The organism is Pseudoalteromonas ulvae UL12 (assembly GCF_014925405.1).
Taxonomy (GTDB): domain Bacteria; phylum Pseudomonadota; class Gammaproteobacteria; order Enterobacterales; family Alteromonadaceae; genus Pseudoalteromonas; species Pseudoalteromonas ulvae.
Map to the genome: position 1 here is coordinate 172607 of NZ_AQHJ01000023.1, position 22641 is coordinate 195247.

Below are 22641 nucleotides of genomic sequence, written 5' to 3' on the forward strand. Positions count from 1 at the left end.
ACAAGGTCTAATGTGCTGGAAACTACCTTAACAATAATAGCTTGGGCAATTGCAGTCATTGCCCTACTGCCAATTGGCTACACTTTTGCCTTAACTCTTGCTGGGTGCTATCGACAGCCGCAGGCTAAAAGTACACCCGAAAAGCAAAAACTCGCCATTATCATTCCAGCCCATAATGAAGCGCTCTTGATTCAAGACACAATCAAACATGCATTAGCGCAAGAGTATCCGCCTTCGCGTTTTGCTGTGTTTGTCATTGCTGATAACTGCTCTGATAATACCGCTGAATTAGCCAGTCAAGCTGGAGCTCACGTCTGGACACGCACCGACAATCCGGGAAAAGGTCAAGCATTGGAATTCGCCTTTGACACCTTACTCAAAGATGATTGGCAAGGCTTTTTAGTCATCGATGCTGATTCTCATCTAAGTATTAATGCACTTGATGCACTAAATAATGAGTTTTCATCTGGTGCTCCCGTGTTGCAGTTATTTGATACCATCAATAATCCCAATGACAGCATGCGTACCCTCGCTATGCAATTGGGGATGGCGTCATTTAATGGTTTACGCCCATGTGGCCGCACTGCACTTGGTTTATCTGCAGGATTATTCGGAAATGGTTTTGCTTTGTCTCGCAAAACAATTGAAGTGTGTCCATATAAAGCACACTCAATAGTAGAAGATCTTGAATACCACATGTTACTTTTACAAAATCACTACCGAGTGAAACTCGTTGAGTACGCAAGCGCTGCCGCGCAAATGCCCAAAACTGCTGACGCGTCTTCATCGCAGCGTCAGCGCTGGGAATTAGGCCGCATTGCCATGATCAAACATTATGCAGGTGACTTATTTTTCCAAACACTAAAGGGGAATAAGTGGGCACTTGAAGCCCTCATTGATATTGTCATGCCACCTGCAAGTTTAATGGTGATATTAGCTATTACTCCCTCACTCATCGGCTCAGGGTTGGTACAATGGCTTGGTTTAATGCTAGTAATGATGTTATTTATTCATTATTTCATTGCTAGTATTCGATTTGGCAGTTTCATTGGTTTTTGTAAGGTCGCCTGTTATGTACCTTGGTACATAATTTGGAAAACTTGGCTAGTATTAAGGACAATGGGTAAAGGGAAAAATCTCCCTTGGATCAGAACACGCCGTCATAAATAAGGATGTGATGTAAGTGAGCACTCAAAAACTTTTCTGCATACTAACAGGTATGGTATCAATCAGTGTCATGGCCGATCCACCGCCTTACGGTCAGTGGAAATATATTCCAGAAGTTTCAGATGAGTTTTCATCACAGACATTAGATACAACTAAATGGCAAGATTACCATCCTCATTGGCCAGGACGCCCGCCAGGTGTATTTAAATCACAAAACGTTAGCATTCGTAATAATCAGCTTATTTTAGCGGTAAAAGATGAAAGCACGGCTGAGCAAAAAGTCATTAGCACGTCGGTCATTCGAGCACGCAATAAAATTAAATATGGTTATTTTGAGATAAAAGCAAAAGCCAATCGCTCTCGCGCTTCGAGTGCCTTTTTTCTGTACAACTGGGCGCCCAATGCCACATACGAAATCGATATAGTCGAAATTGGGGGCGCCTCTGATGGCAAAGAAAGAAATCATCATTCGAACGCACACATTTACTATGGCGATCCAAATTTAGAAAACAATAACAACCGGATCTCAGACTCACAAACATATGTCAATGACACCCCCTTAGCTGATAACTACCACCTTTATGCTGTCGATTGGGATGACAAAGAAATTCGTTGGTATTTCGATAATCAGCTCATCAGACGCAAAAAAAATATTCATTGGCATACCCCGATGCAAATCAATATTGATACTGAGACATTCCCTAGTTGGTTAGGCATGCCCAGAGCTGAAAATTTACCTGCAGAGTTTATTGTCGAGTATATTCGCGTGTGGCAACGCACCGATATCAGCTATCAACCTTAGCTTGATAAACCCGCTCCAACAGCTCCATGACATTTTGGGCATTTTTGTGCCAAGTAAATTGCTCATGCACTCTTGTTTGCGCGCTTAGACCTAATGACTCTCTTAGTTGTCGTGATGTGATAAGAGTTTTTAAGTGTGCTTTAAATTGCGCGTTATCACCACGTTGATAAACCAAACCATCTTCGTTTGGGCGAAGGATATCTTCAACAGCAGCGGTACTGACTGATACCGTAGGCTTCGCCATTGCCATATATTCAAATAACTTTAAAGGTGAGCAATAATCTTCTGTGTTAGGTAACGTGGCGATATCCATTTTATCAATAAACTGTGGCACACTTTCTTTTTCAATATAACCTGTGATTGTGACATGTTTGGCAATATTCGGACTCGTTAAAGGGCTCAATAAATAACGAGACTCAGGCTTGGCAAACCCCACTAAAAGTAAATGAACATCAAGTCCTTCTTCTAATAGCGATATAAATGCTTCAATTAAGATATCCAAACCATGCCATGGAGCAAAGCTGCCAACAAAACCAATCGTGATCGGCTCATTTTCAGTGCTTGATTCTGGCTGGTTTCCCGTGTTCTTAGGTGTAAATAAAGTAATGTCTACTCCATTCGCTATTGTGCTAGTTACCTTGCCTTTATTTGTTAACATTGCGTCATTAATAATGGCATCGCTGACTCCGAATGCCCCATTTGCTAATGATAAAGCATGCTGATTAGAGTAAAGCTTTTTAAAGAAAGTTAACTGACGATAATCAGAGCTTGTCTGCTCTGTTGAGGGGGAGTTAAATTCTAACACGACTGGGATCTTCAACCAGCGGCATGCCCAAATGATTGATAATGAGTTACTCGCATATCGGGTCAAGACAATATCCGGCTGCTCAGCTTTTAATAAGCGAATTTCAGTCAACATCCTTCTGATATTGATTAAAAGATCTTTAAAATCTCGCAGATAAAACTGCGATAAAGAGCGCTTTAATTCATCGAACCAGCTTGGCGTATACGCATCTTCATCTTCAGGAAGCACCTGTTGCGGACAAACCACTTTAAACACAATCCCCTGATCGTCACATAACTGACTGAAATGCTCATTGAATGCTTGTGTATGGGTATTTGAGCCATCACTTTTGAACTTTTGATAATGAATATAGAGACATTTACTAAAGGTAGAGGGGATCATTAATTACTCTCTAAGCTAAGCTTGTTTAATCGATAGGATGGATCGAATTTTTATTGTAAATTTGGATAAGTTTCGCGCGAGTCAGCATGCCTTTATAGTTATGAAGGTTAACTAAAACACGTGTCCATCCTTGAGGTGTAATCTCAACTTTATCGAGATAGATGGTTTGATCAACAATGATATTATTTACATCATCTCTCACCCCAGATTGGACTTGGATATCAACCCAGGTTCTATTTACTAATACACTGCGGTCATCATAAATATACAACACTAACCCATTTGGCGGCTCTTGTTCCCAACTATGAATAAATAAAGTATTGGCCAGCATATTCTCAGTATCATTGAATCCCCTTGGCCAGTATATGTATTTTGGATCATACTCTGCGGCTAAATTTTCAAAAGGTGTGGGGGTATAATTATCAGGGAACACTCTTAGATATTCTTGACGGGTTGTCGCCTGACTTTCGTGTGAGAGTAATAACCCAAGACACATTAGCACTATTAGAATTCTCATACTTTATCTCTCAAAAGGCTATGAACACTATACTTAGCTATAAAATTAAACATAGATAAAGGTAAGCGATGGCTAAAACGCTGTAATACTTGGCTTGGCATAGAACCGATAAGTGATGAAGGCAGCCATAATATAGCGCCAACATATACAATTGCACACTGAATAATAAACAAGGTTAATAAGAGCTCAGCAGGCGCGCTAAAAAAACGCTCTATCAAGACATTAAATATCACACCAAAAGCAATAATAATTAAGCCTAAAATAAACCCTGGTTTTTGTGCTTGAAAAAATAAACGCCAATCACATTCAATTAGCTTTAGTACCAATTGATTAAGGGACACGTACAAATAGAATGAAGCGAGCACAACAACCCAAGCCACGGCTTCCACACCAAAAGAGACAACAAATAAACAGCCCAAAAGCAGCACAACTAAATAAATACATTGTCGCAACAACTCATTATAAACCAAGCCTAAAGCCTGAATAATCGAACCTGCCAGATTAAAAACCGTTTTAAATAATCCTGCAATACATAAGATTTGAAAAGTAACAACAATATCTTGCCAATTGTCACCAAACAATCCAACGATTAACCAATGTGCGCCTATAAAAAAGCCCGCTAAAATCGGAAATATAACCAACGCCGTTAACTCAACAACAGCTAAGTAATTTCGTTTTAGCAGCGGCTTATTCGTTTGGATCTGCGCATAAGAAGAAAACATCACACTCGAAATTGAAGTCGCTAATTTCGTAATCGGCAGTGTCATCAATTGACTGGCCCGACTATATAAACCCAGTGACGTTGGACCAAGAAACTTCCCTATAAATAAGGTATCAATATTTGCGGCTAAATAATTGACAGCACCATTTAAACTTTGCCCAGTACCAAAGTACATGAGTTTTTTGGCTATGCTCACATCGAAACTAAAACCAAGTAACTGTCGATTTGCAATAATCAACAAACAGGTCATTAATATGCTTTGGGCAAGTGCCCCATAAACTAAAGACATCACCCCTAATTCATAGAAAATACACGTAATAGTTACCAACACATAACCAAATACATACCCCGAAAAATCAACGAGAAAAATCGATTTAAAATCTAAACGCCTGATTAATAATCCTCGATACACCGCGCCAAACGCACTAAGCCATAATGTAGTCGCTAAGATATAAATCATATTTTCGAGCATAGGTTGCTCAAAATAAAGCGCGACGAAATGCGCACTGATACATACACATACGGTCACGATACTGCCAATCAATACTGACAGAGTTTGCGCGACCGAAACATCTTGATTTGATAGCTCTTTACGCTGAACAATGGCAGGCCCCATACCAAGGGTACCCAGTAAATCCCCAAAACCGATAACAAACACTGCCAACGCCATTAAACCAAAATCTGCAGGCGGTAAAAACCGAGCTAACAACGCAATCACAAATATCGATGAAAAGGTTTGGAACAACACCCGAAGGCTATTCCAGCTCAGACCTCTCACCGTATCATCTGTGTGAGACTTATCATGGTTCATTTGAGTACTTCACTTTGATTAGGGGGGACATGGGCGCTTTTTGCAGTCAGGCCAACAACCATGCCTAATATCACCCAAATGGCGTTATTCATGTAAGCATCATCGAGATTCACCAAGTTATGAATAAGCCAAGTTATGATACCCGTTAACAAGCCAAGTAAAACCGCTTCATTTATACCACTTTGTTTATAAAATGCCTGTAAAGCGCGGTACAAAATAAATCCTAAAAGTGATAAGAAAATTATCAATGAAGGCAGCCCTGATTCTGCAGCCATCAGCAGGTAAGTATTATGAACGGGATATGGGTAATATTTAGAGACATATTCATTGGTATTATCGTAATCTTGCATACGTGCCGCATACACATTTAAGCCCACCCCGAGCACAGGATTATCAACTATCATATTTTCTGCAATTTGCATCAAGGGGATACGTAAATCTGCGGTACCATAATCTTCACCAAACACCCGGGTTCGGAATGTTTCTGACGTTCCGAGTAAAATCGTCGCCGCAGTGATCGACACTAAAACAATACTCAAAACGATTTTAATAATATTGACTCCTCGTTTATGCATTAAAAGAGAAATCGCTAATGTCATCGAGCAAGCTAAGGCAATCCATCCTCCTCGCGAAGACGTCCACAATTCCGCCAAAATTGCTAAGAATAAACTAAGACCAAAAAAGGCTCGCCAATGGGCTTTTTTCTCTCGCAACAATATAAAAACAACAACGGGAATAAACAGATTTAAAAACATCGCCAAGTTATTCGGATGTGATAAAGAGCCTGCCACCCGTTCGACTTCTTGATTACCAATCAATGAAACGATCGCGATTTGTTTACCAATTAAATCTTGGGTGAAAATGGCCCCCACAAACTTTTGCTCTAATACGATCACTCCTTGCATTAACAAAATAAGGCCAAAAATTCGCCCCAGCACGGTGAGTGTTTCTTCATCTTTATAATTATTCATAAAGTACATGAAAATGATAAACGCTTTAAGAATCCAAAAAAGCGCGCTAATACTAAAAAATGGGAAAGGTGAAATCAGCGAGGACAATAAATTGAAGAAAAACAGTAAAATGAAAAACCAAATAAACACTTTAGGGGTTTTTAAATGTTCTGCACCTATTTTATAGCGATTAGATAACCACATAAAAAAAAGTGGGAAGAAAAAAATATCAAATAACGTGATAGTTAAACCGTTTGCTGATACATAAAACGGAGCATAATCCTGATAAAAAAAGTTGATATCAAAGAAAATAGGAAGACTTAAAAATACTCCGATGAGTAAGGTCAGTTTAAGTTTATTTGAAAAAACAGTGATAAATAAAAGCGATGTCGCGCCGATTGTTAACCCCAAAATAACCAAGGTCCATCGCGCAGACACATTACTCATGGATAATACAAAAAAAGCACCAACAAGTGAGCTGAACAAAATGACAAGTAATAGATCTAATCGAAACTTAGGCCAATTCAGCATAATTGCACTACGAAACCTATATAAATTTCATTAAGAACTTAGGGATTGGGAATGTCCTAAAATTCAAAATAGCACCTAAAATTGTCGCCCCACAATCTTCTAAATCGCTAATCAAGGCATTCAATGCGGGTAGCCTAGTTTCACCAGATTTAGTGACTAAAATAACACCATCTGACAAATGGAACAGAGACAAAAAGCTCGGCACACGACTTAGCGGTGGCATATCAAAGACAATCCAACGGTAATTGTTTTTAACTATGAGCAATAAATTAGCAATGGTATTGAGTACGCCAGATGACTGAATCTCTTTTTCATTTATATGAAAGGTCAGGTGCGTAAACGAATAGTAAGTCAGGCCCTGAATAAATTGTTCTGCTGACACTTCTTTATTCATCACTTTAGAAAAATCTGCAGACGTTTTCTTTTTGGTCAGTTTAATGGATAAAAATAAGCAGGCTTGTTCGATATCGTAAGAAGATAATAACCGAGTGGCGTAATAGCCGATTGTGGTAGAACCCACTTTATTATTAACCCCCACAAACATTAATGTTTGTGATTCATCGCTGGCACTTGAAATTAGTCCCGATGTGACACGATTTAAAGAACGGATCCATTGGGTGTTTTCAATTGGCTTGAGGTCATCGTTTTGCAAAACGGTCTTTGTTTTTTCTTCACTTTGTTCTGGTTCTGAGCTTTCAGTGATAATAGGTGTTTTTAAAGGCTCAAAGACCCGTTCAGAAAGGCGCACCTCAGGTTGCGCTGATTTATTATCGAGCTTGCCAAGCTGAGGATACAGTTTGTTCACAGTGTCGAATACGTTAGCCATTTCAAATACTCTGCTCAATTAATACAATCACATTCATGCTGACATATCATCCAAAGAACCAAGGTAACGAATATTGGTTTTCGAAATAATATCGTTAGGCATCACCACACGTTGATCTAACGAATATGCAGCAATACACAGACCCATAGCTAGGAAAAACGCCAGCACAATAGCCATCAGCATTATTTTGGTTTTTTGCGGGAACCACGGCACTAACGGTTTCACCGGACGTGTAGCAATTGACACGTTAGCAAATAAAGCCTGATCTTTTTCTAAGTTAATCCGAGCTTCTTCGCGCTTTGTGCTGTAAAGGGTATAGTTATTTTTAGCTAAATTATGCTCTAGCTGAAGTCTCTCAAGGTTGATCGATGAAGCTGTTAAACGCCCGAGTTCAGCTTTAGCTTCGGCGACTTTCAGATCTAATTCTTTACTTTCAGCAATGCGCCCTTGCAGCTTTGTATCTAGCTCATCAATAATTTGTCTCATTTGTGAGTGGATTTGCTTATGCATATTTTTATACTGACTTTCAGCATCAATGACCGCTTTAGAGTCAGGTAAATAATCACTCATCGCTCGTTGTTTATTAATGATAAGTTGAGCAATCGCTTTAGACATTTCAATTAGTGCAGGAAAGCTATCAAGAATTTCTCTTGGGATCCCCACCCACTTATCATCTCCACGAATATTCTTTTTAGTTTTTGAAATTAAAACAATACGCTCACGTAATGAGCTTGTATCCATTGCAACTTCGGCTTTTCGGTATTCAAGGTTTCGGATCAACTGCAACAAGTTTTCTTTTTGTAATTGCGGGTTCGCCACATTTACACGCTGACTTTCATCTGCAAGGTCATTGGTTAACTGCTTAAATCGGGATTGAAAGGTGCTGGTTTGCTTATCAAAAAAGTCCAAACTTGATTTAGATGTCTGATTAACATTGATGTGATAAGAAATATAGGTATCAATGATGGTATTTAATTGACTTACAATTTCATCAGGGTTACCACCACGAAGTTTCAGTTGAATGATATTCGATAATGATAATGGCTCAGCTTTAAAGGCACCAGAGAGCTTAAACACAGCTTTTTGCAGAGCCAACTCATCATCATGGCTGGCCAAGTCATGTGCCAGTACCACATTGGTCATGACAGGCTCAGATTTGAGTAACTCAATGACAGTATTAATCATTTGAGAGTCAACACGGTTTTCATAGTTAACTCGCGAAACATCTTTATCAAATACGACCGGTGTTTCAATTTGCGGTTTAATAACTAATTTTGCATTGACTTCGTAAATTGGTGGATACAACAAAACAACAGCAAGTGCAGTGAGCACCACAGCACAAAAACTGACGATAAACAGCGTTTTTTTAATAAAGAAGATACTAACAATATCTCTTATTGTTTGATTTTGTTCTTTTTGCTGCAATTTATTTGATGCTATCGGTTCCATTATTTAATCACCACTATGGATAAAGTTGACCGACTCAGAAAGACTATAAATCAGCCCTAAATCAGCTGGTATCATCCGTCTTATCGTTTCGCCTAAAACAGCAGCTCGCCCTAGTCGGCTTGTTGGGACATAAATAATGTCGGCTTGGCGCAACAGCGTGTCTTTACCTAAATTTCCCGAGTCAAATATATTTTCAATATCAATAATTCTGCCAACCGCGTTATTTCGCTCATCACGGGTAATCAGTAAGGTATCAGATGTGACCGCATTTGGCCTAAACCCTTTGGCCATTGCTACGGCTTGCGTCACCGTTGTAGGACCTTGAAGCTGATAATAACCTGGCTCATTAACCGCTCCCATAATATAAACACGATTACCCACCGCATTAATTAATGTCACGGATGTGAACATACCAGGGAAATTTTTTGATACTCATCATTGATATTTGCTTGAATATCTTCCACAGCCATGCCGGCGACCCGCAAGGGCTCTAACAGAGGGATTGCAATACGACCATCGGGCTGCACCAATGCGAGACGACTTTGTCCTCTGGTGGCTGTTTTAATTGCTTCTTTTAATTCACGGATACTTTCTCCATAGCGAATGAGCGCTACAGTGCAATTGGGGTTACGAAGTATTGGTTCGTACTTTTGCGTAATACGCTCAGCTAATTCCATCGGCGTGAGACCAAATGCATCAATATCACCAATGTGCGGGACTGTCACACGACCATCTGGTCTGACATTAAGGGAGCGATCAAATTGTGGGTAATGAGGAAACTCGACTCGAATCTGATCACCTACAGCAATGCGATACACGTCTTGTTTTCTCACATCAATATGATAAGACACCTCAATTTGATCACCTGCAGAAATCATGTAATCATGGCTTAGGTACAAAATTTTATCGTCGTATATTTGCCTATTATTATCAATACTCGCGGGGCCATGAGGCGAAGTACAAGAAATTAAAAAAGCTAACATGAACGCTATAAATATCAATTTATGCATTTAGATGAGATTCTCCGACTGATAACAAATATCCCTAAATAGTCGCTATTTATTTTAAGTCTAATACTATTCAGTATAGGGTAGTTATATTGTTATCTAATGTAACCTAATTACTGATATATAACAATAATGTATTAGATTTGAGCCCTAACTAAAGATAATCAACTCTCATTACCTCAAGTCTAAGCCGCTATTTAGCCGCATTTGAGCAATTATTACACTGTATTACATAACAATCATAGCTTATCTAACTTGTAAAAAAAAAGGTAGATAACTATTCAAAACAACAAATTATGATATGATTCTAGGACTATTTCCAGCTTCGACATAAGTGCATACTCAATGATAAATTTACTCAAAAACGTTACCTTATTGACTCTGCTTCTCTTAGCAGGCTGTTCAAATGTCGACGATGCAAATCACCATCACTCTCATCACTATGAACCAGAAGGGCTTTACCAAGAAGATTACTCAAGTTTTTATTACTACTTATATGAAGGTTACTTGGGTTTAGCAAAGCAAGAAGACAATGAAAATGATGTTGATGATTTTGAGTTATTTTCCGATAAAGCACAGCGCGTAAAAGACGGTCGAATTGTTGATCCTCAGCATCTCAATATGCGCAGAATTCCCGAAAAACATGTCCAAGAGCTTCGAGAAGCCAGACAACGGCTCCTAACTGCCTTTTATCAAGGAAGCAAAGAAAAACAGCCAAAAGAATCAGCTTATGCTCAAGTGATGTTTGATTGTTGGATGCAAGAACAAGAAGAAAATTTTCAACAACATGATATCGATGTATGTAAAAGCCAGTTTTATGATGCATTAGCGTTACTCTCACCTGCACCACTTAATCCTGCTCCTGAAGTTATTGCTAAAAATGCTCCAGAGCAACCCTGCGCATGTGATAAACAACCTGTTTTACCTCCTGAGCCAAAGAAAGCCCCAGTTAATCCACCGGTATTTATTATCTATTTTGATTTTGACAAGGATAATTTAACCTCTAAAGCCATCGCTACAATTAATGAAATTAAACAAGCAAATGAAACGTGGCAGCCGAGTCGAATTATTTTGTCAGGCCACACTGATTTAGCTGGCTTAAATACTTATAACGAAGGCCTTTCTAATCGTCGGGTAGAGAATGTTAAAAATGGCTTAATCCTCACCGGTATCGACGCTAGCAAAATTGAATTTAACTGGCTAGGCGAGCGCCACCCTGCCATTAAAACACCTGATGGTAAGCGCAAAGCCGAAAATAGGCGGGTAGAAGTTCACCTTGAACTATAGTGGTTTTGACTCGCTATGAGTGACTTTTTATTAGGGCAACATTCTTCTTATCCTATTGAGAATAAAGCCAAAAACAGCTTTACGTCTTTTGCTGAGCTCTACACTCATCATGATAAAGTGATGAGTGTCAGCCTTTCAAGAAATGAATGCGACAGTATTTGGGCGCCCATAGCGGATCCAAAAACACAAACTCACATGTTTATATTAGGCCGGCCCAGCCTTGAAAATTCGCAAATATTGAATCATGTTGCTCAAGAAAAAAAACAAGCATGCCTCACTAAGTACCTACTGGATAATTGGCTAAGCAATCAAACCGATTTTCATACCTATTTAAATGGCTATTTCGCAATCATCATTGTCACCCAACAGCAGATCCATGTTTTCACTGATAAATTGGGCGTCTACCCTGTTTTTAAATCAAGACATTCGCCTACTTTAAAACTGGCTTCACACCCAGACAACTTAACGGCTTGGCTGCACGATGAAGAAATGACAGTGACCCTCAATATGCAGGCCCTCGCCGAAACACTGGCAACAGGCAGTAGTTTCAGCCAAGCTTCTTTTTATAACGAAATAGATGCATTAAAACCAGCGACTCACTACGTGTTTCATCTTGAACAAGAAACATATACCGAATCCAGTCAACCTTACTGGTCCATTGAACAACAAAAACTGCAGCAGCCTCAAAAAAAATGGTCGCAAGATATTGCGCAAGCTATTACCAATGCAATGGCCAAACGGACCCATCAGTTCAGTAAAAAAAATGCTTTGCTGTTAAGTGGTGGTGCGGACTCTCGTGCGATCTTATTTGCTCATCCCCATCCAAATCAGCTTTGCACTATTACTTTCTGTGATGCTTACAACGCTGAAGCGAATACCGCTAAAAAACTAGCAAATATTGCTCAATCTTCCCATCAGATTTGGTTTAGAGATTATGACCACTATGGTCACGCCTTTACAGAGTCCATTAAAACTACGGGCGGATTGTGGTCAATCAAAGACGCCCATTATTTAAGCTTCAAAGAAAAGTTAGTTAATAACCACTGGGACACTATTTTTACTGGTTGTTATGCTGATTATTTACTGAAAGGTTTAGGTATCAATAAAAAGCACACTCAGTTTCTTGGTAAGCCAATTCCGTTATATGTTCGTGCGCCAATGACAAGTCACTTTTATCAACCTCATTTTACACTGAATGACAATTGGCAACCGCAGTTAAATGCTTCACTGAATCAATACTATGAGTTTGAACAGACGACTGTCGATAAACTTGAAAATAAACGCATTAGCCCTCTTTACAAAGAAGCGGATGCTATGGGTCGACTTTACCTCATGCGCTGCACTGCTTGGGAATCTATATTTTGTGACAATGAAATTATCGACCTGTATTGCAAAATGCCTGCTGATATTAAACTCAATTACCGAACGTTTGCTGAGGCTGTACAAAGCATAGTTCCTGAAAAAGCAAAAAAGGTGATTAACAATAATCATGGCGGTCGTTTAGACGCATCGGAATTCGGTATTAAGTGTCGCTATTTACTGCGTCGATTTAAAAGCAAAGTGCTACGAAAGTTACGCCCCAAGACAACCTCTATAGCCACTCAGGCTTCTTGGCCAAACTTTGTTTCTTACATTCAACATAGCGCAGAGTTTAAACATCATTGGCAGTCTGTGTCGCCCCAAGCACAAACGCTGATAAAATCTATGTTGGCGCACGATCCTTGGCTTAAGCCTTTGCATGAATGGAACGACGATAACAACGATTTAATTTTAAGGGCATTAACCATTGGTTTATGGCTTGATTTAACGGCTAACACTCATCAATACCTGCAAAATTAAGCTAAGCAGATACCCCGAAAAGTTTCGCCTTTAAGATCCGATACAAAAACAGCGGGTTGCCTAATACATACCTTCGCCAAGTCTTTTTGGGCTCGACAAACAGCCGATACAACCACTCTAAACCGTTATCAGTCATCCACTTTGGCCCTCTGGCAATATTGCCAGTGTAGACGCGATGAAACGCACCCGTGGCGATTTTAACCGATGCATTCAATAAGTGTGCATTCTCGGCAATCCACTTCTCCTGAATTGGCATACTCATGCCAACTAATATGATCGAAGCATGTGAGCGATTAATTAAATCAATCACTTGCTGGTTCTCTTCACCTGTTCGCGAAAAAAATCCATGGTGAAAGCCCGCTAACGCACAGTGTGGATGGCGTTTTTTTAGCTCCTCCTCAAAAGCATGCCCTTGCTCTTGTTCATCACCGAGTAAAAAAATAGACCAATTATTTTGGCTACAGAGTTCAAATAAATCATCGAGCCAATCCATTGGCGTCATACGCTGGCCAACTTCGAGTCCTAACAACTTAGCGCCAATCTTAACGCCCATCCCATCGACAAACACCAAATCCCCCGAGTTTAAAACCTGCTTAAAATCAGGATCACTGTAGGTTAGATTCATAGCGTGGATATTGAGGTTATAAATATTGATCGGCTCATCATGTTCGATCTGATTTGAAATAACCTCAAAGAGCTCTGATTGATTGATAACGTGGTAATTAATCGATAAAAGCGACTGGGTTTCGAAGGGCTTAAGCAGCATACGCTTCCTTATTGATGGCTTAACTTTGTCAGTAAATCAGCAAATTTATGGGTGTTTTTCACTAAATTAAAATGAGCATGGATATGTGATTGAGCGAAAATACGTTGTGTATTGGCTTTTTCAGGCTGCTCAATCAAGGTGCAGATCGCTTCAGAGACTGATTGAGCGCTATTGGCTGCAGTTAACTCTCCGGCTTGGCCAAACGCTAATAATTCAGGAATACCACAAATATTAGGAGCGATGACAGGTAAGCCGATACTCATCGCTTCCATTAATACTAATGGCATGCCTTCAGTGATACTGGTCATAACAAAAATATCAGCACAGTGATAACTAGCTAACACTTCTTTGTGGTACTTTGCACCTAACAATGTCACGTTATTGTCTAAAGCGCGCTCTTTTATCAAACACTCTAAAGATCCTCGTTTAGGCCCTTCACCAATAATCTCGCACTGCACGTCAACCCCTTGATTAACAAGCAGTGCACAGGCCTCAATTAAAATATGCTGCGCTTTATGCTCAGATAAACGCCCAACATTAATTATCTTAATCCGTGAAGGCGCATTACTGTCAACGCTGTTCTCAGGCGCTGCCACAAGCGGTGAACTGTCCGCAACGCCAAGTGGGATCACCTCGGCAGAGGTGAGATTAATATTTGGGAATGTCTGTGTGATGAAGTCTAAGTTATATTGCGAAATAGAAATAATTTGATCAGCTTGGCTCAACTTAAGTTCAAGATCTGCAACAGAATCAAATGTTAAATCTGCACCATGTAAAGTCATTGAATACGGTGTTTTTTGTAACCATTTAAGCCACATTGCAATGGCTGTTGCACCATAAGTGAAGTGGCTGTGCACCCATTTTACATTCGGATAAATCCGCCGCACTAATAACGCACCGGTAAAATGTGCTAAAGAGACCGACTTTTTTTCTTCTAACTTAAGAATCCGTAATAAGCTGGTTATATACAAAAGCGGTGCAGTGATAAAAAAAGATAAATGCGCACATAAAATATAAAAAATCGAAGCATTCGACAAATAAGTGACAGCATCAAGCGACGCCCGCATATGCGGATGAACATCAGATAGTGCAGGCTTGTTATTTGAAACAATACCAAATTCAAACCCTTTATCTGTCAGTACTTGATACTGATCAAAGATAAACGTTTCACTTAAAATCGGGTACACAGAATTGAGAAATACAACTTCTGCGTGTTGATTCGAAAAGGAGCTCACCCTAAGACGCCCCTTTTCCTTTTAAAACTGCAGGTACTGTTTTTATTAGAATTTTTAAATCAAGCCAGTGGCTCCAGTGATCAATATAATCGCTGTCTAGCTTCATCCATTCATCAAACGATAGGTCATTGCGACCATCCACCTGCCAACTACCTGTGATGCCAGGTAATACACTGAGTCGTCTTAAATGCTCCACATTAGTAAAACGCTTATAATCAGCATGAGGAAGAGGCCTTGGGCCGACTAAACTCATATCACCTTTTAAGACATTAATCAGTTGTGGCAATTCATCTATGCTAGACTTACGTAAAAAGCGCCCTAACGCTGTGATACGAGGGTCATTTTTCATCTTAAACGCGGCACCATCAAGTTCATTACTGCTTTCTCTTAACGCATCTTGTAGGGCATCCGCATTTTGCACCATGGTTCTAAATTTAAATAATCTAAACGTACGTCCATTATACCCGTACCTTTCTTGTACAAAAAAAGCACCACCGCGAGATTCAAGATTAATTAATAAAATACACACCGCGAATAAAGGCGTTAAAAATAAAAGCCCGAGCACCGCAACAGTCAAATCTAAAATACGCTTGAATAAAAATGCACTGCCAAGCTGATAACCCGAACGAACGATAAGCTCTGGTGATACATCATCTGCTGACACAGCAATATTTTCTAAACTAATTTGAGTCATCTCAGTATTTTTAAATAAAGAATGCACGACAGAAGCAACCGGAAAACGCAGCATGATCCCCTGCGCATGCGCTCTAATAATGACATTGTGTAACGCCTGATCTTTTACCGATGTATCAGTAAACACAACCAGCTCATCAATCACTTCATTCTTAAGGAGCTTTTCAAAGTCTGCATAACAACCTATCGTTTGTGGATCATCATATACATCGCGTTGTTCTGCGCTTAAATGACCAACAATTTTGCACTCTTCATTTTTAAGCTGCATTGCATAGTCTTTTGCGTAGTCACAATCACCAAGAAACAATACGTTGCGAATATTAGAATCACCTAAATGGAATCGCTTTAAGACTGACCAAACAATATATCGATACAAAATCGTAATGAAGGTGCTAATAGGCCAAAAGACAAGTAACAGATACCAACCTGAAAAAATCGAAATATCAAATAGATTTCCCACAGCGAGCAATGCCACTGTGATCACCCCTTGCACTTTTAAAATAGTAAAAGCATCGCTCGCAAAATCATTTTTCAAAAACTTTGCTTCATACAATGAAAATTGCTCGAATAAAAAGAGGTAAAAGCCAATTAAAATCACCACTATCACAAAGTTGGTAACCGATAATCGAATACTCATAAATTCGATAAGGCTAAATTGGCCGTTAAAGTGGCTGTTAATGCTAGTTAGAATAAATAACGATGTGATGAAAGCCAGCACATCAAAAAACTTAAAGTTTTGATATATAAAACGATTTGAACAAGTCATAAACTACTACCTTACATATGACAGACAAACTAAGTCACTTAAAAAACTCGGCTAAAGTCGGTGAAATCTAAATTCATTACTGCATCTTGTGCTTGTGCAAAAGATTGATATGGCCCGATATACACACGAGATACATACCGATAATCCCACTTTTCACTTTGAAAAACAGTTTGAAAACCAATCTGATTTAAGTAATCTGCTCGCTCTTTTGCCAAACTTTGCTTGGTGAAAGAACCAAAATACACATACACTTCGCCAGACTTAGATTTAGTCAATAAATTGATTTCTGATAACTTAGGTAAATTAAGCACAACGTGTGAATTGATATCATTAAAAGATGTAATGTGACTATTTGTTTGGCGGGCCACATCTTCAATGGACGCATTCCAACTGCCATAATGACCTTTAATCACTTGGCTAATTGCCTGCCCTGATGGTTTAGTGACTTGCGAAACACCTTTCATATTTTCTCTAAATGGAAAAGCAATTAAATGTTCGGCATCCCACACTGAGCGGCTTGATTCAGCGTTGTTGGTTTTCACTACAGGCTGACTGGCTTGATTTGTGGTTGAAGCGTCTAAATTAGTTTTGACTTGAGTAGCAATGTCATTTGTTGCTTCGTAGCTGCGATCAAAATTATCTTGTTGTGAATTAAATGTTTTCACTTGATAACGAGAGTCTGAATGATCAACAGGGATAACCCTTTTAACTCTAGGCTCATCATCATAAGCGGCAGGTTGAGACATTTGCGATGTTCTGCCTTTTGTCCCTTGCTCTTTATTTGCTTGATTAACCACTGAAAAAGCATTAAATAAAACAAAAGAAAACCAGACCAACAAAACCAATACAACCCCAGCTAATATTTTATAAAGCAGGCGTTTATTTAAATTATATTGACGAGGTTGTTGTACTTCTTTGGTTGGTAATGAAATATCAGCATAAGCGTCCTCATCCGACTCTGATACTGCTGCTTTTTCAACTTCAATATTCTCTAATGTGTGTTCTTTTTCTGATTCAAAAGCCCCTAATTGGATCAGCGGTAAGTCAACAATGGCTTTATTGACCACATCACTATCAATGATGCGTTTTTCATTCATAAAGCCATGAAAAAGGCTCGCATCACAAATCTGATTAATTAACCTTGGGCTACCTTGGGATAATTCTGCAATCTTATTAATTGCTTGTTCATTGAATAAATGCGGGTTTCCGCCTGCAGTATCTAGGCGAAATTCAATGTATTGTCTAACAAAGTGTGGATCTAAATAATTAAGTGTTTTTGCAATTGCAACACGTTGTAACAAAGCTTGGTTTGGCACTCGACTTAAATGTTTAATCAACTCAGGTTGACCCACTAAGACGATGTTGACCAGTTTATGACTATCGTGTTCAAGGTTTGATAAAATTCTCACTTTTTCAAACGAATCATCACTTAACATCTGCGCTTCATCAAGCAGCAAAACAAATCGAAACTCATCCGTTTGTCTCGAAATCAACTTTTGCTTGATAGATGTCAGCACCTGATTTGCACCACACCCATCAACTGGTTCAATCATCAAGCAATTTGCAATAAAGTTAAACAGCTCTTCACTGCCTAGTTTTGGATTCACTATCTCGATAATTTTATTATTTTTATCTTCTGATAATAAGTCTTTAAGTACTTTGAGTGCTTGCGTTTTCCCTGCGCCAATTTCACCCGTTAGCATCAGCACGCCTTTGTTTTGCTTAATACCATACATAAACGAAGCGAGCACATCACGGTGCCTATCACTTGGAAAAAAGAACTTAGCGTTTAAGGTATTTTCAAAAGGCTCACTTTTAAAATGATAAAAGTCATTATACATTCTTAAAAAAACTCCAAGCTCAGTAAATAATATTTGCTTTTATTGCAATACGTTATCTCTTTAGTCTACTTGAAAAAAAACCATATATCAGCAATTAGCACTACTTTTTTATTACTTTGTATTACATTACTTCTTTATTAAAATATTATCAATTTTGATGACATTCTGATGTTGTGCATCCGTATTAGCTCTTATGAAAGCCCACTCGAGTACAAATGGCTCATTTTCGCTCGCTCTGTCAGTTGACTTAAAGGTGTATTGAAAGCGTGTAAACTGCGTTTGATTTTCTTCTTGATCATTATACAGCGGGCTACTCTGATACTGTTTATTAATAAAAAATCCAAATTCATCACCAGCATCTTTACTCAACTGATAATCAAACTCAATGGATACCGCTTCTCTAAGTACCATAGTCAAGACACTTGATTGACCTTTATCTAAATCTGCCGCAGATTGGACAATAAAGCGACCTTGTAGCTCTGAATACTCTTGTTCAATCACTGTCCAGCTGCCACTCATTGAGGCTGAGAGCTCACCATTTTCAAAATCTATTAACTTCTCACTTGAAGGATTGTATTCAGCCATTTCAATTGTGGTGCCCTCTGAGTTGATTGCGATAAATTGCTCAAAGGTATCCCCTTGATTAAAAATATCGGAAACTCGAACAACACAATCTGTTTGTACCGATGAAAATACCTTTAGAACAATTTGCGATGCATCAAAGACTGATTCACTAACTGTATCGTCCTGTGTTTTCGCTATTCGACAAATTGCACCTTCGGATTGATTAACCACTTGCCAGTTAAATAAGTTAGGGCTCACAGAGCTTTGTGCAATTAACGAAGTCACACCATTATCGTTTAACTTGTAATTGGGGCTGAACACTTCAATATTGGTACTGTTGAGCACTAATTCATAGCTTACATTTTCGATCGGAGAAGAGCCCGCCACGACATTGTTTGCATCTTTTATCACTAAAGTGTCAGAACCTAACACCTCAGCAGTTAAAATCATTCGTGTATTACTCGACTGAACTTGAGAAAAAGGCGGAGTAATGGTCGGCAATGCGCTCGATTGAAGCGTCCAGCTATAGTTAGGCAACTTAGCAGTCCAACTTGTTGAAGCTTCTAAACTGATACTGTCACCTAGAGGAACATTTAAATAACCTTTGCTCACATTGCCTTTTGCACTTGAGCCACTTAACTTTATTTCTGCGGGCGTCGTTTGCGTAAAAGGTGAAGCGTCATACTTTCCAATAATATAAGGGACGTTTTCAGTACCATCTAAATAACTGATTTTGAGTTCCCACTCACCAGATCGCTTCGGTGTCACATACTCAAGTTGATAAATTGAACCTATCTGGGTATTTAATCGTTGGTTTTGCAACTTAATTGCTTCTTCGATTAAAGATAAATCCCCTTTGGTCGTAATCACCTGCCCAGTTGTTGCTATTTTGGTTAATTCAGCTGGAACAGGAGACGCATCACTCACTTGACCTGTATAAATAGCAACGACTTCTTTATTGCCCCGTTGATCGATCACATCTTGTAAGGTCGCACTACCTGATTCATGGTTTCCATCGGTTATCAAAACCATAAAACCTTGCACAATGCCCGTTGATGATGACTCATCTCGCCAAAGTTCGAGTCCTTTAATGGTGCCACCATATAAATCTGTTGAATTGTTATCACTTCGCGACTGGCGATTTAATAACGCCAACTCATCTAAGCGCTGCTTAATCAGAGCAAGACTCTTAGTAGCAGCAATGTAAACGTCTGCATTTTGATCAAAAATGACTAAGCTAACAGTCTGCGATGGTAGTAATTTCGACACTAGCTCACCTGTTTGAGCGTTATCTGTGTAAATCATGCCACGAATAGTTTCGATCAGCTCCAAAAAGTCACTATCAGAAATACTGGCACTGATATCAAGGGCAAATACGATGGGCTGAGTTAACTCAACATCTTTTATCGGTGTGACTGTGGCAAATGATTCGCTCCGTAATCCCACATTGACGCCATTTTCTTCAATTAAAAAATTATTTTTCCAGCTATCATCATTGCCCTCAGCCAAACCTTCAATGGGTTTATCTTGGCCATCAAATACTTTAAAAATAGACACTATCTTGGATGGTGCTATGGCAAAAGCATTGACTGATTCAACCCGATTTGACTCTATTTCATCAATATAAATCTGTAACTGTGCTGTTTTATCAAGCGCTGTCGCCGTAATCGTCACATCACCCACAGTCAGTGGGTTAAGCAAACCATTTTGGGTCACAGTTGCACGAGTGGGATCCGAGCTGACCCATTGCACTCCTTCTAAGAGCTTGTCCGTTGTACCATTTGTAAATGAGGCGGCAAAAGTGAGTTGAACATAATCACCTTCGGCAAAATAACTCTGTTGTGAGGAAAGTATTGATACTGATTGGATCCCCGGTTGGACAGATAACAACACCGAAGCTGAGAAATCTAAATAAACAGCATTGATTTCAACCTCACCTTCACTTAGAAAAGTCATATCGCCGGACGAATTAATGGTTGCGACAGATTGATTAGAGCTGCCCCAATTGATCGGCCCTTCTAAAATGCGAAATGAATCATCTTTATAAAAGCCAAAAATAGACAATCGAATATTTTGTTGCCCGACCAAAAATGTTTTACTGGCAGTATTAATGCCTATCGAAACAAGTTCTTCTTCAGGCTTAGGGCCTGACTGTATAGTAAAACTATAGCTAGCGGTTTTATCTTGAAAGACCGCAGATACAATCACAGTTCCGACCTTCAATGGAGTTAATTGCCCCGCATCTGATACGGTCGCAATTTGCTGATCGGAACTAGACCAAGTCGCTTGGCTCGTGACATCCTGCGCAGCGCCACCACCAAAATTAGCGGTTAATACCAGCTGCACTGCCACGTCACCAACCGAAATCACTTGCGTCGGTGATGAAATGATTATTGCATCAGGAGATGGCGTGGCAGATTCTTCTTTTGGCGGGCTTCCGCAGCCTGCTATCAACACAAAAAAAGTGGTCAGTAATAACAATCGAAGAAAATACATATCATCCCAAGGTCTATTATTTTAATAATGATTTCATTTTACCGACAAAATGCACAAAAAAAAGGTTTCTTTTATCGCCATAAAACAAATCTCCAAACAGCTCTTTCTCGCTTTTACATCAAAGCTCGAATAGAATCACTAAATAACGAGAAATCAATGGATAAAGATGCATAACAGAACTGATTGGATTGATTACTGTAAGGCAATTGGCATTATTTTAGTTGTTTATGGCCATGTGGTTAGGGGCTTACTTAAAGCTGGCATAAACGACAACCTCATCGTGCATCAGTATATCGACTCGGTTATTTATACCTTTCATATGCCACTGTTTTTTTTCCTCTCTGGGCTGTTCTATTTACAAACCTTGCACAAATACGGAGCAGCAGGGTTACTGAATAAAAAAATAGACACTTTATTTTATATGTACGTCGTTTGGTCGTTATTACAAGGCGGTATCGAAGTCGCCCTGAGTCAATTTACCAATAACACTATTTCACTGTCTGAAGTTGTCAGTTTATTGATTGAACCAAGAATGCAGTTCTGGTTTTTATATGCGCTTATTATGCTTTTTGTGCTCACCACTTTCATTTATAAAGTAATACCTAAATTGCCAGCCTCTGTGCTGATAGGGGTCAGTGCCTTACTCTATATTTATGCAGCTGAACTACCGCAAGGGCTTAATAGCTACTTTATTTATCAAAATCTTATCTTTTTTACGTTAGGGATAGGTGTGTACCAGTTAAACGATCTGCGTATGCACTTCAATATGCCCATTTTTATTGCGTTAATTGGCGCTTTTATCACCTCGCAATATCTATTTCATCTTAATCATACTTATCAAGATCGCGGCTTTTATTCATTAATCACAGCGACAATCGCAATTTCAATGGTAGTACAAGCTGCGCTTGGTTTAATGAGGTTCGAATTACGCTGGCTCAAGCTGATTGGAGTGTATTCATTAAGTATTTATTTAATCCATATCTTAACCGGCAGTGGTATTCGAGTGGTGTTAACCAAAGTACTCACGGTTGATAACTTTTATATTCACTTAATGTGTGGCTTGTTGTTTGGTTTACTGTTTCCGATGATTATTCAGTATGGGGTCGAAAAAAATCGTCTCCGTTATATCTTTTCGGCCCCAATTAGCAAGCTTTGGCGTACTTAACCGCTCAGCCAAAGTGCAGTTT

At 39.2% G+C, this 22641-nt stretch carries 18 protein-coding genes; 5 read left to right on the forward strand and 13 right to left on the reverse strand.

What is annotated here, in order from left to right; genetic code table 11:
- Positions 1-12 precede the first annotated feature (12 nt).
- On the forward strand, positions 13-1170 hold the full coding sequence (locus PULV_RS04325) for a glycosyltransferase family 2 protein (protein ID WP_193331005.1): 1158 nt from the start codon (positions 13-15) through the stop codon (positions 1168-1170).
- Positions 1171-1183: 13 nt separating this feature from the next.
- On the forward strand, positions 1184-1969 hold the full coding sequence (locus PULV_RS04330; protein ID WP_193331006.1) for a family 16 glycosylhydrolase: 786 nt from the start codon (positions 1184-1186) through the stop codon (positions 1967-1969).
- Here PULV_RS04330 and PULV_RS04335 read toward each other — a convergent pair.
- From PULV_RS04335 to PULV_RS04370, 8 genes are read right to left on the reverse strand one after another with little or no spacing between them, the layout of a single operon-like run.
- Entirely contained in the window at positions 1953-3155 is a 1203-nt protein-coding gene (locus PULV_RS04335) for a glycosyltransferase family 4 protein (protein WP_193331007.1), read from the reverse strand. The two genes, PULV_RS04330 and PULV_RS04335, sit on opposite strands and share 17 nt — an antisense overlap.
- A 25-nt stretch (positions 3156-3180) precedes the next feature.
- Complete coding sequence (locus tag PULV_RS04340) at positions 3181-3672, reverse strand: hypothetical protein (RefSeq protein WP_140372830.1); 492 nt, start codon at positions 3670-3672, stop codon at positions 3181-3183.
- Positions 3669-5204 (reverse strand): lipopolysaccharide biosynthesis protein, encoded by a 1536-nt coding sequence (locus PULV_RS04345; protein ID WP_086742775.1) that lies wholly within the window; start codon positions 5202-5204, stop codon positions 3669-3671. The genes PULV_RS04340 and PULV_RS04345 overlap by 4 nt, the downstream gene beginning before the upstream one ends.
- Positions 5201-6685 carry an O-antigen ligase family protein gene (locus tag PULV_RS04350; RefSeq protein WP_086742774.1) on the reverse strand — a complete coding sequence of 495 codons (1485 nt, stop codon included), beginning with the start codon at positions 6683-6685 and terminating at the stop codon, positions 5201-5203. Before PULV_RS04350 ends, PULV_RS04345 begins: the two co-directional genes overlap by 4 nt.
- A 16-nt stretch (positions 6686-6701) precedes the next feature.
- Complete coding sequence (locus PULV_RS04355) at positions 6702-7511, reverse strand: P-loop NTPase family protein (RefSeq protein ID WP_193331008.1); 810 nt, start codon at positions 7509-7511, stop codon at positions 6702-6704.
- Between the two features lie 33 nt (positions 7512-7544).
- Complete coding sequence (locus tag PULV_RS04360) at positions 7545-8960, reverse strand: GumC family protein (protein WP_193331009.1); 1416 nt, start codon at positions 8958-8960, stop codon at positions 7545-7547.
- 3 nt (positions 8961-8963) lie between these two features.
- Positions 8964-9359, reverse strand: coding sequence for a polysaccharide biosynthesis/export family protein (locus PULV_RS04365; RefSeq protein WP_193331010.1), 396 nt, complete (start codon positions 9357-9359; stop codon positions 8964-8966).
- Entirely contained in the window at positions 9356-9943 is a 588-nt protein-coding gene (locus PULV_RS04370) for a polysaccharide biosynthesis/export family protein (protein ID WP_193331011.1), read from the reverse strand. The genes PULV_RS04365 and PULV_RS04370 overlap by 4 nt, the downstream gene beginning before the upstream one ends.
- Positions 9944-10312: 369 nt before the next feature.
- Between PULV_RS04370 and PULV_RS04375 the strand changes: the two genes are divergently transcribed.
- Both PULV_RS04375 and PULV_RS04380 read left to right on the forward strand, forming a co-directional pair.
- A complete protein-coding gene (locus PULV_RS04375) occupies positions 10313-11254 on the forward strand; it encodes an OmpA family protein (protein ID WP_086742770.1) in 942 nt (313 codons plus the stop codon).
- 15 nt (positions 11255-11269) lie between these two features.
- Positions 11270-13093 carry an asparagine synthase-related protein gene (locus PULV_RS04380; RefSeq protein WP_193331012.1) on the forward strand — a complete coding sequence of 608 codons (1824 nt, stop codon included), beginning with the start codon at positions 11270-11272 and terminating at the stop codon, positions 13091-13093.
- A gap of 1 nt (position 13094) precedes the next feature.
- On the opposite strand, the gene PULV_RS04385 is transcribed toward PULV_RS04380, so the two are convergent.
- The 5 genes from PULV_RS04385 to PULV_RS04405 form a co-directional block, all read right to left on the reverse strand.
- Positions 13095-13859, reverse strand: a complete 765-nt coding sequence (locus PULV_RS04385; protein WP_086742768.1) for a WecB/TagA/CpsF family glycosyltransferase — start codon at positions 13857-13859, stop codon at positions 13095-13097.
- An 8-nt stretch (positions 13860-13867) separates the two neighbouring features.
- Positions 13868-15094 carry a glycosyltransferase gene (locus tag PULV_RS04390; RefSeq protein ID WP_193331013.1) on the reverse strand — a complete coding sequence of 409 codons (1227 nt, stop codon included), beginning with the start codon at positions 15092-15094 and terminating at the stop codon, positions 13868-13870.
- Position 15095: 1 nt separating this feature from the next.
- Positions 15096-16553: a sugar transferase gene (locus tag PULV_RS04395; protein WP_086742766.1), complete on the reverse strand. Its 1458-nt coding sequence runs from the start codon at positions 16551-16553 to the stop codon at positions 15096-15098.
- A gap of 38 nt (positions 16554-16591) precedes the next feature.
- On the reverse strand, positions 16592-18394 hold the full coding sequence (locus tag PULV_RS04400) for an AAA family ATPase (protein WP_193331014.1): 1803 nt from the start codon (positions 18392-18394) through the stop codon (positions 16592-16594).
- A gap of 126 nt (positions 18395-18520) precedes the next feature.
- Positions 18521-21454 carry an Ig-like domain-containing protein gene (locus PULV_RS04405; RefSeq protein ID WP_193331015.1) on the reverse strand — a complete coding sequence of 978 codons (2934 nt, stop codon included), beginning with the start codon at positions 21452-21454 and terminating at the stop codon, positions 18521-18523.
- Between the two features lie 166 nt (positions 21455-21620).
- On the opposite strand from PULV_RS04405, the gene PULV_RS04410 reads away from it, so the two are divergent.
- Positions 21621-22619: an acyltransferase family protein gene (locus PULV_RS04410; RefSeq protein ID WP_193331016.1), complete on the forward strand. Its 999-nt coding sequence runs from the start codon at positions 21621-21623 to the stop codon at positions 22617-22619.
- Positions 22620-22641 lie beyond the last annotated feature (22 nt).